Below are 16,135 nucleotides of genomic sequence, written 5' to 3'. Positions count from 1 at the left end.
GGAGATTTTTATGGCAGTTCAAGCAATCCGCCCTGAGTACACGGGTGACGTTATGGATAAACAAGCCAACTTTGGTGGTAATATTTTAGTCTTTATCGGTTGGGATGAGCATTTGCTGTTCTGTTCTGCCAAGTCTTTTCCATTACCGCCAACCATGACCTTTAAAGATTTCAAGGCTGGTGTTCTGACTGAAGGTTTTGATCAGCATCCTGACTTTGAACATATCAAATGGGATGAGGTGCAATGGAATTTAAATGGAGAGATGGTCACACCGTCGGATGAGCAAACACTAGCAGAGATTGGCTTTGATCATAAGTCATTGTTACGCTTTAAAACACCGGGTTTAAATGGTTGGAGAGGGACTGGTGTATAAATTGGCTTAGGAAAAGTCAATTAACAATAACCCTGATAATGGTTTTTAACAAATACTGCAATGGAGAGCGCTATGTCTTATGAAGTGACTATTGAGCCGACTGGCGATGTTATAGAAGTTGAAGACGGTCAAACATTATTACAGGCCGCTTTGCGACAAGGAGTGTGGTTACCTTTTGCTTGTGGTCATGGCACTTGTGGGACTTGTAAAGTGCAAGTGCTTGAGGGTTTTGTTGACCTTGGAGAGGCGTCTACCTTTGCACTCATGGAGGTTGAGCGTGACGAGGGCAAAGTGCTGGCTTGTTGCTGTTATCCTGAATCTGATTTGGTGATTGAGGCCGATATCGATGTCGATCCTGATTTTTTAGGATATCCTGTGCAAGATTATACGGCAACGGTCATTGAGAGGAATTCGTTATCACCTACTATATTGGGCGTTCGCTTGCAGTTGGATGAAGATATACAGTTTCAAGCAGGTCAGTATATCAATCTGGACATCCCTGATGTTGGTACTCGAGCTTTTTCTATTGCCAATCCTCCATCGCAACCGAATGTAATTGAGCTACATGTACGATTGGTACCTGATGGAAAAGGTACATCTTGGCTACATAATGACCTGTCTGTCGGTGATGAAATTTCTTTATCAGGTCCTTATGGTCAGTTTTTTGTCCGAAACAGTGATAATCAAGATGTAATTTTTGTGGCTGGCGGGTCTGGATTATCTAGTCCTGAATCTATGATTTTAGATCTTTTGGAGCAGGGCGATAGGCGTCAGATTTATTTGTTTCAGGGAGCAAGGAATATCCCTGAGCTATACCATAGAGATAAATTTGAACAATTAGCAAGAGATAATGAAAATTTTCACTATATTCCAGCTTTAAGTGCTGAAGATACACTGGGAGAGTGGACGGGGTTCAAAGGCTATGTAAATGATGCGGTTAACCAGCACTTTGATGGTAAGTGCTCAGGGCACAAGGCTTATCTGTGTGGACCACCGCCAATGATAGACTCTACTATTACTACGCTGATGCAAGCACGACTATTCGAACGCGATATTCATATGGAACGCTTTTTGACTGCGGCTGATGGCAGTGAGGAATCAAGTCGCTCCGCTTTGTTCAAAAGAATATAATCGTTACTTACCTGATAGAACTATAGCCTTCTAAAATAGTTTGATGTTTTTTAATGAGCCAGATACTTTTTATCTGGCTTTTTTGCGTTTGCTTACTGGTATATTTAGGTGGATATTAAGGAGTGTTCAGCACACCCTAAATAAATACCAGCTTGCACCTGTTTTTCGCCTTGTCTATACTGACGAACTTTGACTAACTAGCACACTCCGGAGCCTTTTAATGCCCGCCACCTCAAGTTTAGCAATTGATAGTCTGCCATTAGCGTTTGGCATCATCATGGCAATTATCGGCTTAGTATTTTATACCCAAGGGCTGCCTGGTAAATTTTGGCGACGCTTTTATGCCGTATTGCCGGGTATCGTACTATGCTGCTTTATACCGGCGACGCTGAATAGCTTAGGCGTTTTCGCTGATGGTATTGGCTCGCAGATTTATGGTTTTACGGCTACCTACTTGTTGCCAGCAAGTTTGCTATTGATGACCTTGTCGATGGATGTCCCTAAGATACTAGGACTGGGCTGGAAAGCGATTGCTATGTTTTTTGCAGCCAGTATTGCCATTGTTATCAGTGGTCCGATTAGCTTAGGTGTGGCTAAGTGGATATCGCCCAGTATGTTTACCGATGATACCCTGTGGCGCGGATTTTCAGCAGTGGCGGGTAGCTGGATTGGCGGTGCGGCTAACCAAGCAGCAATGAAGGAGCTGTTTGGTGTCAGCGATGACTTATTTGGGATGATGATCTTGGTTGATACGACCAATGCTTCATTATGGCTATTGGCTATCTTGGTCATGGCCAAGCACAGCGATAAGATAGATCGTCTATTAAGGGCTGATAGTAGTAGTATTGATAAAGTCATCGCAGCGGTTGAGAGCTATGAGCGCGATCATGCACGTCCAGCGACACTGAATGACTTAATGGTAATGTTCGGCTTATGCTTTGCCATGGTAGGGGTGGCACACTTTATCGGCGGGCAGATAGCAGGGTTTTTTGCACCATACAGCTGGGCGGTACAATATAGTTTTGCCAGCTCATTCTTTTGGATGGTGGTCATTATTACCTTGATAGGTGTCATCTTTTCTTTTACCAAGGTCCGCAGGCTCGACCATGTTGGGGCATCAAAAATCGGCACGGTATTTATCTTTGTATTGATTGCTGCTATTGGTATGCAAATCAATCTAGCCGGCATCGTCTCACAATGGCGTTTATTGCTCATCGGTTTATTATGGATGAGTATTCATGTAGTGATTATTTTTGTGGTCGCTAGACTCATTCGTGCGCCATTTTTCTTTTTAGCAGTCGGCTCCAATGCCAATACTGGCGGCGCGTCCTCAGCACCGATTGTCGCTACGGCATTTCATCCATCGCTTGCGCCAGTTGGGGTGTTTTTGGGCATTCTTGGCTATGCGGTCGGTACGTTTGGTGGTTATATTAGTACGCAGATGATGCGGCTGGTGGTGGGGTGAGAATATTTTATTTTCTCCTATTTCCTATTTCGGATATTAGATGCTTATAGAAAAAAAGACCCGCCTAAAGGCGGTCTTTTTTTGTTGATTAACTACCGAGAGCTACTATCAACTGCTGATTGTTTAAGTTATCGTTTTGTCTATCTATGCTAGTAATACGTAAGCCTAGCTATAGTAACGATTTGAACATGTTAGACTCTTTTGCAACTGCTGAATGGTCTTATAGACACAGCGAAAAACATTTAAAATTAAAACATGTATCAATAGGAAAAACGACTTTATGACCTCTAAAAACAATAAGAATAAAACCAACGCTGAAATTAACTTAGAAATTCAAAACATCCTAAACGATTCTAACAACCAAATTCAAGTCAGAGGCGCACGTGTTCATAATTTAAAAAACGTTGATGTTGATTTACCGCGTAATGCGCTAGTAGTCTTTACGGGGATATCAGGTTCCGGTAAATCATCCTTAGCCTTTGGCACTTTATTTGCTGAGTCACAACGCCGTTATCTTGATTCTGTGTCGCCTTATGCGCGGCGTTTGATAGATCAGGTCGATGAGCCGGATGTCGATGCGATAGAAGGGTTGCCACCTGCGGTTGCATTACAGCAGCAACGAGGTACGCCGTCCGTACGCTCATCCGTTGGTAGTGTCACGACCGTATCGAACGGCCTGCGTATGCTGTACTCACGAGCTGGCGAGTACCCAGCAGATCAAGAGATACTATACGCCGATGCGTTTTCGCCTAATACGCCAGAAGGGGCGTGCCCAACGTGCTCGGGTATTGGTCGTGTGTTTGAAGTCACCGAAGCGCTGATGGTGCCTGATGCGACTAAGAGCATTCGTGAGCGTGCTATTTCTGCATGGCCGCCAGCTTGGCAAGGTCAAAACCTCAGTCGTATATTGACGACACTTGGCTACGATATCGACACTCCTTGGAATAAGCTGCCGAAGAAAGCTCGCGACTGGATTCTGTTCACTGATGAGACGCCGACGGTGCCTGTCTATCCTGAATATAATACTGAACAAACTCGCATAGCGATTGAGAAAGGCGAAAAGCCAAACTATATGGGCACCTTTACCAGTGCAAAAAACTTCATCTTACACTCATTTGCCAATACCCAAAGCCCGCGCACCAAAAAGCGCGTTTCGCAATTTATGCAAATATCTGAGTGTCCTGAGTGCCATGGGAAGAAGCTAAAAAAAGAGTCTCTATCGGTTAAGTTTGCAGGTCTGGATATTGGCGAGTTATCGCAGCTAACTTTAACCGAGCTAGCGCTTAAACTTGAAAAGACGGCTCGCACCAAGGTCGTTAATGAGACACCAAACCGCGAAAAAGCCATTGTTGCTCAGCGTATCGCCAGTGATATTCTCACTCGTGTCGAGGCATTAACGAGACTGGGATTGGGCTACTTATCACTTGAACGTACGACACCGACTTTGTCGCCAGGTGAGCTACAACGCTTGCGTCTGGCGACCCAAATACGCTCGCAGCTGTTTGGCGTGGTATATGTACTTGATGAGCCATCCGCGGGTTTGCATCCTGCTGATACACAGGCGCTATTGAGGGCATTGGATGAACTCATCGCCGCTGGTAATTCAGTGTTTGTCGTTGAACACGATGTCAGTGTCATCCGGCATGCTGATTGGGTAGTAGATGTGGGGCCAAAGGCTGGCACGCATGGTGGTGAGATTGTATACAGCGGTCCTATAGAGGGGTTGCGTAATGTCGCTCACTCACAAACGGCTCAATATCTACTTACTGATACTGATTCGGTGGATTCAACGACAAATCAGCTATCTACACTATCACTAAGACAGCCAACAGCATGGCTAAAACTGGCTGATATTGAACGCAATAACATCCAAGGGTTGAGCGTTGAGTTTCCGCTAGGCGTTATGACTTGTGTCACTGGCGTATCTGGCTCGGGTAAATCAAGTCTTGTGAGTCAGGCGTTGGTTGAGCTGGTCAATGAGGCTTTAGGACAAAAAGCGCACGTAGATTCACCAACGGGCGAAGCGGATCTGCTTGAGCAAGAGTTTGAGACGGTAACGAATGGCAAAATCATTGCTGGCATGGACAAAGTCAGTCGTCTTATTAATATCAATCAAAAAGCCATTGGTCGTACACCGCGCTCAAACCTTGCGACCTATACTGGACTGTTCGATAATGTCCGTAAATTATTTGCGGCAACTGAGCAGGCCAAAGCGCGCGGTTATGATGCGAGTCGCTTTTCATTTAACACGGTCAAAGGCCGTTGTCCAAATTGTGAGGGTTTAGGTTTTGTCAGTGTTGAGCTGTTGTTCCTGCCTAGTGTCTACGCGCCTTGCCAAGTCTGCCATGGTCAACGCTACGATGATGAAACGCTTGAAATCACGTATCGAGATAAAAACATCGCTGAAGTGCTAAATCTAACGGTGGAAGCGGCTTATGAGTTCTTTGCCGATGAGGCGTCTATTTTGCGTGCACTAGCTGCATTACTCCAAGTCGGGCTCGGTTATCTGCGTTTGGGTCAGCCGGCGACTGAGCTATCAGGTGGTGAAGCCCAGCGCATTAAGCTAGCAACTGAGCTGCAGCGTACGCAACGAGGTGATACGCTCTATATACTGGATGAACCGACCACTGGCTTGCATCCGGCAGATGTATCGATGTTGATGGCGCAGTTAAACGGACTCGTCAATGCAGGTAATACCGTCATTATGGTTGAGCACGATATGCAAGTGGCCAGTAATAGCGACTGGATTATTGATATCGGGCCAGGGGCAGGGGATGAGGGCGGACAGATAGTCGCTCAAGGCACACCTGATGAAGTGGCAAAATCAAAGACCAGCCGAACTGCGCCTTTTTTATTGATGTAGTGAGAGTTTCCAGAGTAACTTCAATCAAATCAAGCTCAACATTGAGAAAGCCCTTTACTCCCAATAATTATCAGGGCAGGCAGGTAATTCAACTAACGTATTACGCAGCGCTTCTAACCACTGGCGACTAATGGTTTTAAAGTATTCGTCGTCTTCCTCGATACGGCGACCTTTTGGTAGCGTGAGACTATCATTTTGGTAAATCACAAAGTCTATTGGCATACCGACAGACAGGTTGGAGTGAATGGTTGAATCAAACGACAGCATTAATGCTTGAGCAGCATGATTAACCCCAGTATCGTATTTCACTGATCGATCAAGGATGGGTTTGCCATATTTGCTTTCACCAAGCTGGAAAAATGGCGTATCTTGAGTGGCTCTAATACAGTTGCCTTCAGGATAAATCATATATAGCTCGGGCGGTTGCCCTTTTATTTGACCACCTAACAAAAACGAGCTGGTAAAAGTACCGCTACTATTATCATTAGCAACTCTTTGTGCATTGGTCATGACGTTACGCATACACTCGCCAACCATTTGCGCGCCGTCAAATAATGAAGAGACGGTATGTAAGCTGTGCTCGGAGCGCAAATTAATATCGCTCTGTAATTTGTTGAATACAGCCTGCGAGGTCGCAAGGCTACCAGCTGTTTGTAGCACCATAAAACGCTCACCTTCAACGCCATATTGATACAGCTTTCTAAAGGTTGATATGTGGTCCACGCCTGCATTGGTACGGGTGTCACTGGCAAAAACCATCCCTTCTTTGAGGCGGATAGCCGCACAATAAGTCATGAGATATTCCTAATAAATATAAATTGAATAAAATCTGCCATTACGATAAGCGTGTCACTAGTACTTGACTGTATAGATTCTCATAACCACCACCCATGCGTACGCCGCGCACAGGAGCGGCGTCTAAGTAATCGCGACCAATAGCGACATATACATGAGAGCTTGGCTGAAACAGCTGGTTTGAGATATCAAAGGTATACCAGTATCCATCGAGCCATACCTCAGCCCAAGCATGACTTGCCATGTGGTTCTCAGTATCGTCATAAAGGTAGCCCGATACATAACGCGCTGGTATGTGCTGATCACGGCAGCAGCCTACAAACACATGGGTATGGTCTTGGCACACGCCAGCGCCGATTGCAAAGGCTTCGGCTGCGGTTGTACCAACATGGGTAGTATCTTTTATATAGGGCATCTTCGTTAAGAGCTCAGCCGCCATCGCTTTTAAACTGTCATGTGTCGGGTTTTTTAGATAAGGCGCTGCAAATGTACGCATTGCCTCCGAGCACTTGGTCAAGGGGCTTTGTACGGTAAAGAGCAGGTAGGGGACGTTATCCATATCCTCTAGTCGCTCAGTATCGGTATTAATCTCAACGATGCCTGACGCCTGCATCTGTAAATTATTATGCGCCTCATTGCGGCTAAGCGTGAGCCAGTCGTTGCCAAAGCCGTCCTTTTGACTGGTGGCAACTTTGGGTAGCATGACATCCCACTGATGAATAATTTGATGTGGCAGTTGCATCGGTGTCATACGTATATACTGTACGCTGCGCTGGGCCAGCTCGCCATAATAGTAGTTGGTCTGATGGCTGATTTGAAGTTTCATAACGTCATCCTTTGTTTTATCTACTGTCTTGATTATCTGGACGCTCATTTGCTAATGATTGAGCAAATAATAGTGATTAAGCAAAAGCTTGCCGTATCAGACCCCTTGCTGAAGGATAATACTGAACTCTCGGCTGATGAGCTTAAAGTCGCACAGTTGCTTTGATTTAATCATCTGATTGGTCAAACGCGTAAGCTCACGCCAGCGTGTGTTCTCTGGTAACTCACTGATCCAATATTTAAATTCAAGACTGATTTCTGTCGCATCTTCGTCTAACAATACTGCGCGTTCGAGCCGCTCAAACAGGCGTCCCAATTGCCAAAAGCAGGTCACGGTTGGATGCTCTTGCGCCATTGCTGCGTTGCAGGCATGTAGTTGCAGTGTGGCCGCTCGATAAGTGCCTGCACCTGATAGACGTTTGATTAAGTTATACAGCTCAGCGGCATCTTCACCAATGACGCCTTTGGCCTCTTGTACATTGGTTTCGATAGACTGAACCACGTTAGGAATTTTATTTTGTGCTAAGTCCCGTAGCATTTGCGCAGTGATAGCTTTTGATGAATCATCAGGATCAGCTTCAAAGCCTAGGCAAGTAATTAAATGCTTTAGTTGTGACTTTTTAAGATCGCCTTTGATCAGATGCTTCATAATATTATCGTAACAATAGAGCCGTTCGCTATATCTACCGAGCCAGATCAGATGATTGGCGGTAGACAGTAGCAATATCATAGGCGCATCATCGAAGCTCTCATATCCGGCTTCGAGCGGCTGCGCAGGATTATGATAATTGGCATGATAAGCATTAGCTTGGCTATCGCCTTTAATCGTTTGATTGGCCTCGTGCTTAGCTGACGGTTTCAAATTGCTATCGTCAATGACCCATGTATCCTTAATGCCGCCGCCTTGAGATGAGTTGACGACTAATGAGCCTTCAACCATTGCCACGCGGGTTAAGCCGCCGGGGACGATGTCCACAGAGCCGTCACCATGACTAAGGACAAAGGGGCGTAAATCGATATGACGCGGTGCGATACCATCGCTTACAGCGGTAGGGTTGGTAGACAGTGAGATAGTCGGCTGAGCTATAAATCCTGCTGGGTTGTCAAGCAGACGCTTACGATAGTCGCTAATTTCTTGCTTGGTGGAGGTCGGTCCAATAAGCATCCCGTAACCACCAGAACCTTGTGTTTCTTTGACGACCAGTTTGTCTAAGTTGCTCAGCACATATTCTAATTCATCAGGTTTGCGGCATTGAAAGGTTTCGATATTAGGCAAGAGAGGCTTCTCGCCTAGGTAAAACTCAATCATATCGGGTACGAACGGGTATAAGCTCTTGTCATCAGCGACGCCAGTGCCTGGGGCATTGACGACCACCACATTGCCTGCGCGGTAGGCACTCATTAGCCCTGACACGCCTAAGATAGAGTCTGAGCGAAATGCTAATGGGTCGATATAAGGGTCGTCGATACGGCGATAAATGATATCAACTTGCACTTTACCGCGAATGCCTTGCATATAGACTTTGCTATCCTCAACCACCAAATCATAACCATGTACTAAGGGCACATTCATCTCATGTGCCAAAAATGCATGCTCATAATAAGCACTATTAAAGCGCCCAGGCGTCAATATGACAATTTGTGGGTCGTATTTGCTCGTTGAGCTGGCAAGACAGGCTTTTAGGCGTTGCGGGTAATCGCTAACGCCTAAAATCGGAGTATGCGCAAACAAATCGGACAGCAGTGTCTCTGATATATTGCGGCTCTCAAGCATATAAGAGACACCAGAGGGCGTACGTAGGTTATCCTCCAATACGCAAAATCGGCCGCTCTCATCACGAATAAGGTCAATACCACTGATGTGTGAGTAGATAGGTTTATCTAGCTCAATACCCATCATCCATGGCTCATAACAACCGCTAGCATAGACATAAGTGTCAGGGACGATGCCTTCTTTCATGATGGCTTGATCGTGATAAATGTCGTGCAAAAAAGCATTTAAAGCGGTAATACGCTGCTTACAACCAGCTTCAATCTGCTGCCATTCACTTACAGCAATGATGCGCGGGATAATATCAAACGGAATCATCCGCTCGATGTTTTTGGCATCGCTATAGACGGTGAAGGTAACGCCTTTTCGGTAAAAGATATTTTCGGCTTGCTCATTTAAATGATTGAGACCATCAATACTGATATCATCTAGCCAGTCACCAACTGCCTGTGCTACCGGACGGTACTGGTCTTTACTGCTCTTTAATTCATCGAAGCATTTTGGCTTTTCTTTAGACTTCGTTGTTACATCTTTTGTAGGGTTTGCAGAACTGGGCTTGGTAGCAGGTTTGCTAGCTGTTGATGCTTGCGTCTGATTTTGGTTTTCAGCATTTCCGTCGTTTTGGTTTTGAGATTGGTTTTGGGCTTGGGACTGAGTCGCTTCTTTATTCATAAATACCTCACGCATCCTTGGTAAAGTCATTGTTATGATAAGTAGACTGGCTATGATAGGCAGACTAGTGTGGCAATACGTCCAATATATAACCTGTGTCTTATATTCACTATACCGTGTCTATAAGCCAATGCACAATAAGTGTTTGATATTTTAAGGTTGCCAGAGCTACGATAAGACACAAATATAGAGCTGATTTTTAAAATAAATCTAGTGTTATACATTACAGTTATGCTATCTATATTAGTACACAAAAGTTCAATACGTATAGTAATTGAAGATTAAAGAAGGAATAGAATGAACATTATCGATACTATGAATACCAACACCTCAACCATAGAGATATATGAGAGTTCGGATGGACAAGCTGAAATCCAAGTGCATCTTGAAAATGAAAGTGTATGGCTTAATCGACAGCAGCTATCATCGCTTTTTGATCGTGATATAAAAACATTAGGTAAGCATATTAATAATGTATTTAAAGAGAGGGAGTTAGATAAAGAAGCAGTTGTCGCAAAATTTGCGACAACTGCTGCAGATGGTAAAACTTATCAGGTTGAGCACTACAATCTTGACGTTATTATCTCAGTTGGCTATCGGGTAAAGTCACAGCGCGGCACCCAGTTTCGCATTTGGGCAACCCAGCGCTTACGCGAATATTTAGTACAAGGTTACACTCTTAATCAACAACGACTTGATAAAAACTCAATCGAATTACAACAAGCTTTGCGCTTGATTGAAAAAACAGCAAAAAGCCCTGACCTAAATACTGATGAAGGGCGCGGCTTGATTGAGATTATCAGCCGTTATACGCGACATTTTTATGGCTACAACGCTATGATGAAGGGTTGCTCGATGATCCAGCAGGGCAGGATGGCGGGGTACTGCCTAGTACCGATGACGCTATGGCAAATTTGAACAATCTAAAGTCACAGCTTATAGCAAGGGGAGAGGCGACTGAGCTATTTGCCAAGCCTCGCGGTGACGGTCTGGATAGTGTGCTAGGTAATTTACAACAAACGGTGTTCGGCGAGCCTGCTTATCCGACTATAGAGAGTAAAGCGGCGCACTTATTGTATTTTATGGTCAAGAACCATCCATTTACCGATGGCAATAAACGCAGCGGTGCTTTTTTGTTCGTGGATTTTTTGCATCGTAATAATTGATTGCTCAATGACAAGGGTGACATGGTCATTAATAATACTGGTCTTGCGGCATTAACGTTACTGGTCGCTGAATCTGACCCCAATCAAAAAGAGACGTTGATTAAGCTTATTATGAATATGTTGTCGCTAGAGGGTTAAGAAATGAAGCTTAGCAAAGTAAAACTTAGTTTTTATATCCCGAGACTGCTTATACAGTGATACTTAGCGAGTTCAACGGTTGGGGTGTTATCAATACAGGTGTCAACAGTGATACATTAGCGGAAGTGCTGGCACGCACCAAAGGTATCTATTTTTATCGCCTTAACGCCTATAATTTTAGCCGTTAAGGCGAATCTCGAAATTAAAAAAATCATAAGTATTTAGGGGTACGACGCACATTATTGGCCTGTTCAAATGCGTAACCTAGTCGGAACAAATCTGGCTCGTGATATGGTAAAACAACCAGCTCCATACCCACGGGTAAGCCATTTTCACTGAATCCAGCAGGTAGGCAAATCGATGGCATCCAAGTCTGCGAAGCAATCAAAGTATTGGTTGGGAACGTTAGTACTTGATGCTTGCCGTCACGGATATCCTGTTTTGATGGCGGAAGAATTTGAATGCAGGGAAACACTAACGCATCCAAGTTGTTTTTCGCAACGATTCCAGCAACTAAGCGCTGGAACTTATCACGAGCGGCAAGCTTTCGAAAATAGTCAGGCTCATCTTCTGGATTTACCGGTCCTTCAAAGATATCAATCAAAAGATCCAGCACTGGGTGGAACGTACCGTTTTCTTTGATTTCTTCAAGGCTTTTGGTTGGCATGTTTTCACGTGAGGCTAAAAATTCATTAATGTCATGCCGCGAGTGTGAACCATACAAGGAGGTTTCAGTAATGTGCTCCATCATATCTGGAATTTCAACATCAATAAGTTCTGCGCCAGCGCTCTTTGCTTGTTCAAGGGCTGAGTCAATAATCTGATTAACTTCTGCTGATTCAGTGTTGTCATTTGGTCCATAAGCGTTGCGCACAACTCCCAGACGCGCATTTTTGAGACTGTTAACATCCATCGCATCCGCGTAGCTGCCTTGATGATTGGCAATACTCGCTGCGGTAGTATATTCATCTTTTGGATCATAGCCTACCATCGCATCCAGAAGGAGTGCAGCATCCGTAACAGTACGCGCCATTGGTCCTGCTGTGTCCTGAAACACCACAAGGGGTGATGTGCCGTCACGACTTATCAGGCCTGGTGTGACACGGACACCAACAAGATTTGTAAAACTGGCTGGCAAGCGTATAGATCCACCGGTATCTTCGCCTACTCCGACCAGTCCTAGGTTCGCAGCGATCCCAGCAGCTGTGCCACTACTGGAGCCACCTGGATCATGTGACAAAACATATGGATTCTTTGTTTCGCCCTGTTTTGAGCAGAATCCGAACCATGATGTTGCAAAATCTGGCAATACTGTCTTGGCAAGGATAATGGCGCCTGCTGCTTTCAGCTTTTTGATAACGGTTGCGTCGTCCTTCGGGTGATAGCCGTCCTGAGCTATCGAACCAAAGGTAGTCATCATATCCTTGGTTTCTATCTGATCTTTTACTAGCACCGGCACGCCGTGTAATGCACCAACAAATTCGCCTGTCTTTGCGAAATGTGAGTCAAGGCGATCGGCTTCATCCAGCGCGATTGGATTAATAGTAATGATAGAATTTAGAGTAGGACCAGATCTATCAATTGTTTCGATTCGTTCAAGGTACGCTTCAACCAAACCACGTACAGTTAGCGATCCATTTTTGAGATGCGTCTGCATATCAGTGATAGTCAATTCTTCAATTTCAAAATTTCTCATAATTAACTTCCTTGAAATTATCGTTGTTTTTATTGCACTTATTGCACTCGTTCAAGCGCTCAACTGAAATAATAGTTGAGTTAAGGAGCCGCTACCTTGATACCGGCGTTATCAAGAGCTATTCGTACAGCCTTAATCAACGAAAGGGCACCCGGAGTATCGCTGTGAATACATATAGAGTCGAATTTAACCTTTATTAGTTTGCCGCTAACCGCCTCTACCTCGTTGTCTTGGCAGGCAAGTAACACTTTTTTTGCCACCATCTCAGGATCAAGGCGATTGACCTTGCGCACGAATACAATATTTCCTTCATCGTCGTAATCACGATCCGCGTAAAACTCATGAATTCTCTGTAACCCAAAGCTTTTTGCCGCATTATCAATGGCTGAGTCGGCTAGGCAATAAATATATAAGTCAGGAGCGACAATTGCCAGAGCAGATGTTAGCTTTTCGGCAAACTCCTTATCTCGTGCTGCATGCATGAATAACGCGCCATGCAGTTTGAAATGATGCATCTTGAGGCCTTCAAGGTGAGCAAGTTCACGCAGAGCACCCAGTTGGTACAGAGCGTCATTCACCAGTTCATCGGCGGGCGCCGAAATATGGCGGCGTCCGAATCCTACCAAATCACGAAATCCTGGATGTACACCAATGCATACTCCATGGCGCGATGCCAAACGCAACGTCTCAATCATGATGGAAGGGTCTCCAGCATGAAAGCCTGCTGCAATATTGGCGGAGCTGATAAATGGCATAATGTCGGGATCGATCCCATCGCCAACCGACCAAGCACCAAACCCTTCTCCCATATCTGAATTCAGATCGATCGTTAGTGTCATTGAACCTCTCCCTAGGAATACATTCACATTTATGGCAATTAAAGAGCTATATTAATATTTTTAATTCTTGTACAGTAACATATAATAAATATGAACGATTTGAGTATAACAATATAAGATTAAGTTTAACAATATTCACTGCAGTGCATACATAGCTTTGAGCTACTGATAGTAAGCTATATGATGGCACGTCTAAAGCTTGAGTTACTCCTCATTGATTCGAGCTACGAGCCGATTAAACCCAAACGTATTCAGGCCTATGTCATTAACTCTCTGAAAGAACTTAAAAATGAAGCCAATACAATCAAGTGCAATACGGTAGTAATGTGTAGTTTAGCATATGCATTTAGCAGTACCAATGAAGGGGAATGGATACAAGGCTCGATAGCGGATTATAAAGAAGAGTTAGATAAGAGCAATATCCAACCTTTATCTAATAATTATATTGAGTTTATTCGTTATGGTCAGCACTATATGGAAAAGAACGGTGAGGGTAACTTAGCTCTTATCACTAATAACAGTTTCGATTGACGCGATAGATACTATTTAAGTCATTAATGTCATTTAGCCATTAACTTATACCATGACTAGAAATAGTAGTTTCATTACTGGAAATATTAAGGAAAGCCAATATGTTTAGCATGATAAAAGACTGGCGCGAGCAGCATATATTGGACAACAGTGAATTTACTGATGCGGATTGGATGCAAGCTGCCGAGCGTATTGTCATACTTGATAGGCTAAACAAGGATGAGATGTCTCGTTTGTTTGAGCTGGCGACATTGTTTTTGGACGACAAATCTATTAACGGCGCTCAAGGCTTTGAGATTACCGATGCTGTTAGGAAATCTATTGCCTTGCAAGCTTGTCTACCTATCTTAAACTTAGGCCTTGAATGGTACACTGGCTGGTCGTCAGTCATCATCTATCCTGGTTCGTATAAAAGCGAAACTACTACCGTGGATGAGTACGGCATCGTTCATGAGGGAACTCAACATCGTAGTGGTGAGGCCTGGCAGCGCGGGCCTGTGATACTGTCATGGAAGGACGCCAAGCACTCAGGCGAACGTGATGGCCATAATGTCGTCATTCACGAGTTTGTGCATAAGCTCGATATGCTAAATGGTCGCGCAAATGGCTTTCCGCCACTACAACCTGATATGGATCCTGAGCGTTGGACAACAATTATGAGCCGAGATTTTGAAGACTTTCAAAAACATCGCAAATCAGGTCTAGATCGTTACGGTGCAACCAATCCGGCTGAATTCTTTGCTGTACTAAGTGAAGTGTTTTTTGAGACCCCGCAAAAGCTGGTAGACGCTTATCCTGAAATTTATGAGATTATGGTGAAATTCTTTCGCCAGACGCCCATGTGATTTATATCAAAATATGAGCATATAGTCATAACAAGAAACAAAAATTTTTGTAGGGTGCGCCCAGCGCATCGGATATCGGATAATTATAAACGAAAAGGGCAGTGCATCACATATGACGCATCGCCCTTTTTCAATGAAATTTAACTATTAAATCATATGCTTATGTTTTACTTAAACTGTCCACCGATCATTAATAATGGCCACCAGATAGCGCTTGCCTTGATAGTCATCAAACACTAAACGCATGATGCGCCAGTCCATGCCATCGTATACATCTGACCCTTTATAATAGAACTCAACCACATCTGAGTTTTGATAGACATCTCTTAAGTTATTAATCATACCACCTGTTTGGCGGAATTCATTGATACTGATGGCGCTATTATTATATTCTTGCGCCGCAACCCAAGTATTTAAATATTCTGGTAATGGAGTCACCAATAGGTCACCAGTACCGTCAAGTTCGCCCCAAGTGAAGCGAATTTTGGACTGCTGTAGATACTTTTCATATTGCTCACGACTAAAGACTTTATCAGCTTCAGGACGCACATAGGCGTACATTGAGAAGCGAATGCCACGTGTTGGATGGATATCATTGGTGATTCTTGCAAAATCATTATTAGCGAGTGCACGTTGTATACGTAATGCTTGCTGCCTAAGGGTTTGTTGACTGATATCTGAGACAACTCGTGTCGATGAGTTGCCGTTTGGTTGATTGGAAGCGGTCGTGCTGGACTCGGCAGAAGATTGGCAACCAGTGGCAATCAGTATTGAAGTAAAACATGCAGCGATTGATAGTTTATAAAGATAAGACTGAGAGATATGCAAACAAGATGACGGCATCATAACAATATCCTTATCGTAGCTTACTGCTTGAATAAAAATGGAATTAGAGTGGAATTAAACCAATATAAATACTAAACAATTATGCAGTCAAATGATAGTTTATATGTGTTTTAATGAATTTAACACTTAAAATGTCATAGTTCATGGAGAACACCATGCAAAAAACGATATTTTCTATA

General features: G+C 44.0%; 14 protein-coding genes. 8 read left to right on the top strand and 6 right to left on the bottom strand.

The window, feature by feature from the left end; genetic code table 11:
- Positions 1 to 10 precede the first annotated feature (10 nt).
- The 4 genes from AK823_RS07300 (at position 11) to uvrA (ending at position 5,832) form a co-directional block, all read left to right on the top strand.
- Positions 11 to 373 (top strand): phenol hydroxylase subunit P4, encoded by a 363-nt coding sequence (locus AK823_RS07300; protein ID WP_068035895.1) that lies wholly within the window; start codon positions 11 to 13, stop codon positions 371 to 373.
- Between the two features lie 72 nt (positions 374 to 445).
- Positions 446 to 1,504, top strand: a complete 1,059-nt coding sequence (locus tag AK823_RS07295) for a 2Fe-2S iron-sulfur cluster binding domain-containing protein (protein WP_068327842.1) — start codon at positions 446 to 448, stop codon at positions 1,502 to 1,504.
- Between the two features lie 220 nt (positions 1,505 to 1,724).
- A complete protein-coding gene (locus AK823_RS07290) occupies positions 1,725 to 2,969 on the top strand; it encodes a DUF819 family protein (protein ID WP_068327841.1) in 1,245 nt (414 codons plus the stop codon).
- Between the two features lie 280 nt (positions 2,970 to 3,249).
- Positions 3,250 to 5,832 (top strand): excinuclease ABC subunit UvrA, encoded by a 2,583-nt coding sequence (uvrA, locus tag AK823_RS07285; RefSeq protein WP_068327839.1) that lies wholly within the window; start codon positions 3,250 to 3,252, stop codon positions 5,830 to 5,832.
- Between the two features lie 54 nt (positions 5,833 to 5,886).
- Here the strand turns inward: uvrA and AK823_RS07280 are convergent, their stop codons facing one another.
- The 3 genes from AK823_RS07280 to AK823_RS07270 all read right to left on the bottom strand — a co-directional run bounded on the left by AK823_RS07280 (position 5,887) and on the right by AK823_RS07270 (position 9,910).
- Positions 5,887 to 6,627 carry a peptidase gene (locus tag AK823_RS07280; protein WP_068327837.1) on the bottom strand — a complete coding sequence of 247 codons (741 nt, stop codon included), beginning with the start codon at positions 6,625 to 6,627 and terminating at the stop codon, positions 5,887 to 5,889.
- A 40-nt stretch (positions 6,628 to 6,667) separates the two neighbouring features.
- Positions 6,668 to 7,453, bottom strand: coding sequence for a transglutaminase family protein (locus AK823_RS07275; RefSeq protein ID WP_068327831.1), 786 nt, complete (start codon positions 7,451 to 7,453; stop codon positions 6,668 to 6,670).
- A 96-nt stretch (positions 7,454 to 7,549) separates the two neighbouring features.
- Positions 7,550 to 9,910 (bottom strand): circularly permuted type 2 ATP-grasp protein, encoded by a 2,361-nt coding sequence (locus AK823_RS07270; RefSeq protein WP_228138824.1) that lies wholly within the window; start codon positions 9,908 to 9,910, stop codon positions 7,550 to 7,552.
- A gap of 282 nt (positions 9,911 to 10,192) precedes the next feature.
- Between AK823_RS07270 and rhuM the strand changes: the two genes are divergently transcribed.
- Both rhuM and AK823_RS14255 read left to right on the top strand, forming a co-directional pair.
- Positions 10,193 to 10,813, top strand: coding sequence for a RhuM family protein (gene rhuM, locus AK823_RS14260; RefSeq protein ID WP_228138823.1), 621 nt, complete (start codon positions 10,193 to 10,195; stop codon positions 10,811 to 10,813).
- Positions 10,801 to 11,061, top strand: a complete 261-nt coding sequence (locus AK823_RS14255) for a Fic family protein (protein ID WP_228138822.1) — start codon at positions 10,801 to 10,803, stop codon at positions 11,059 to 11,061. The genes rhuM and AK823_RS14255 overlap by 13 nt, the downstream gene beginning before the upstream one ends.
- Positions 11,062 to 11,410: 349 nt before the next feature.
- Here AK823_RS14255 and AK823_RS07260 read toward each other — a convergent pair whose 3' ends face one another.
- Both AK823_RS07260 and AK823_RS07255 read right to left on the bottom strand, forming a co-directional pair.
- Positions 11,411 to 12,895 (bottom strand): amidase family protein, encoded by a 1,485-nt coding sequence (locus AK823_RS07260; RefSeq protein ID WP_203226552.1) that lies wholly within the window; start codon positions 12,893 to 12,895, stop codon positions 11,411 to 11,413.
- An 80-nt stretch (positions 12,896 to 12,975) separates the two neighbouring features.
- The gene (locus tag AK823_RS07255) at positions 12,976 to 13,734 is read right to left on the bottom strand and encodes a 5-oxoprolinase subunit PxpA (protein WP_068327825.1); all 759 of its coding nucleotides are present in this window, start codon (positions 13,732 to 13,734) and stop codon (positions 12,976 to 12,978) included.
- Between the two features lie 180 nt (positions 13,735 to 13,914).
- On the opposite strand from AK823_RS07255, the gene AK823_RS07250 reads away from it, so the two are divergent.
- Positions 13,915 to 14,265, top strand: a complete 351-nt coding sequence (locus tag AK823_RS07250) for a hypothetical protein (RefSeq protein WP_149031850.1) — start codon at positions 13,915 to 13,917, stop codon at positions 14,263 to 14,265.
- A 101-nt stretch (positions 14,266 to 14,366) separates the two neighbouring features.
- Positions 14,367 to 15,110, top strand: a complete 744-nt coding sequence (locus AK823_RS07245; RefSeq protein ID WP_068327818.1) for a M90 family metallopeptidase — start codon at positions 14,367 to 14,369, stop codon at positions 15,108 to 15,110.
- A 171-nt stretch (positions 15,111 to 15,281) separates the two neighbouring features.
- On the opposite strand, the gene AK823_RS07240 is transcribed toward AK823_RS07245, so the two are convergent.
- Positions 15,282 to 15,956, bottom strand: coding sequence for a hypothetical protein (locus AK823_RS07240; RefSeq protein ID WP_068327815.1), 675 nt, complete (start codon positions 15,954 to 15,956; stop codon positions 15,282 to 15,284).
- Between the last annotated feature and the right edge of the window lie 179 nt (positions 15,957 to 16,135).

Origin of the sequence: Psychrobacter sp. P2G3 (assembly GCF_001593285.1) — a bacterium.
GTDB lineage: Bacteria > Pseudomonadota > Gammaproteobacteria > Pseudomonadales > Moraxellaceae > Psychrobacter.
The sequence above is the reverse complement of the archived record's forward strand: the minus strand, read 5'-3'. Positions and strand labels throughout refer to the sequence as shown.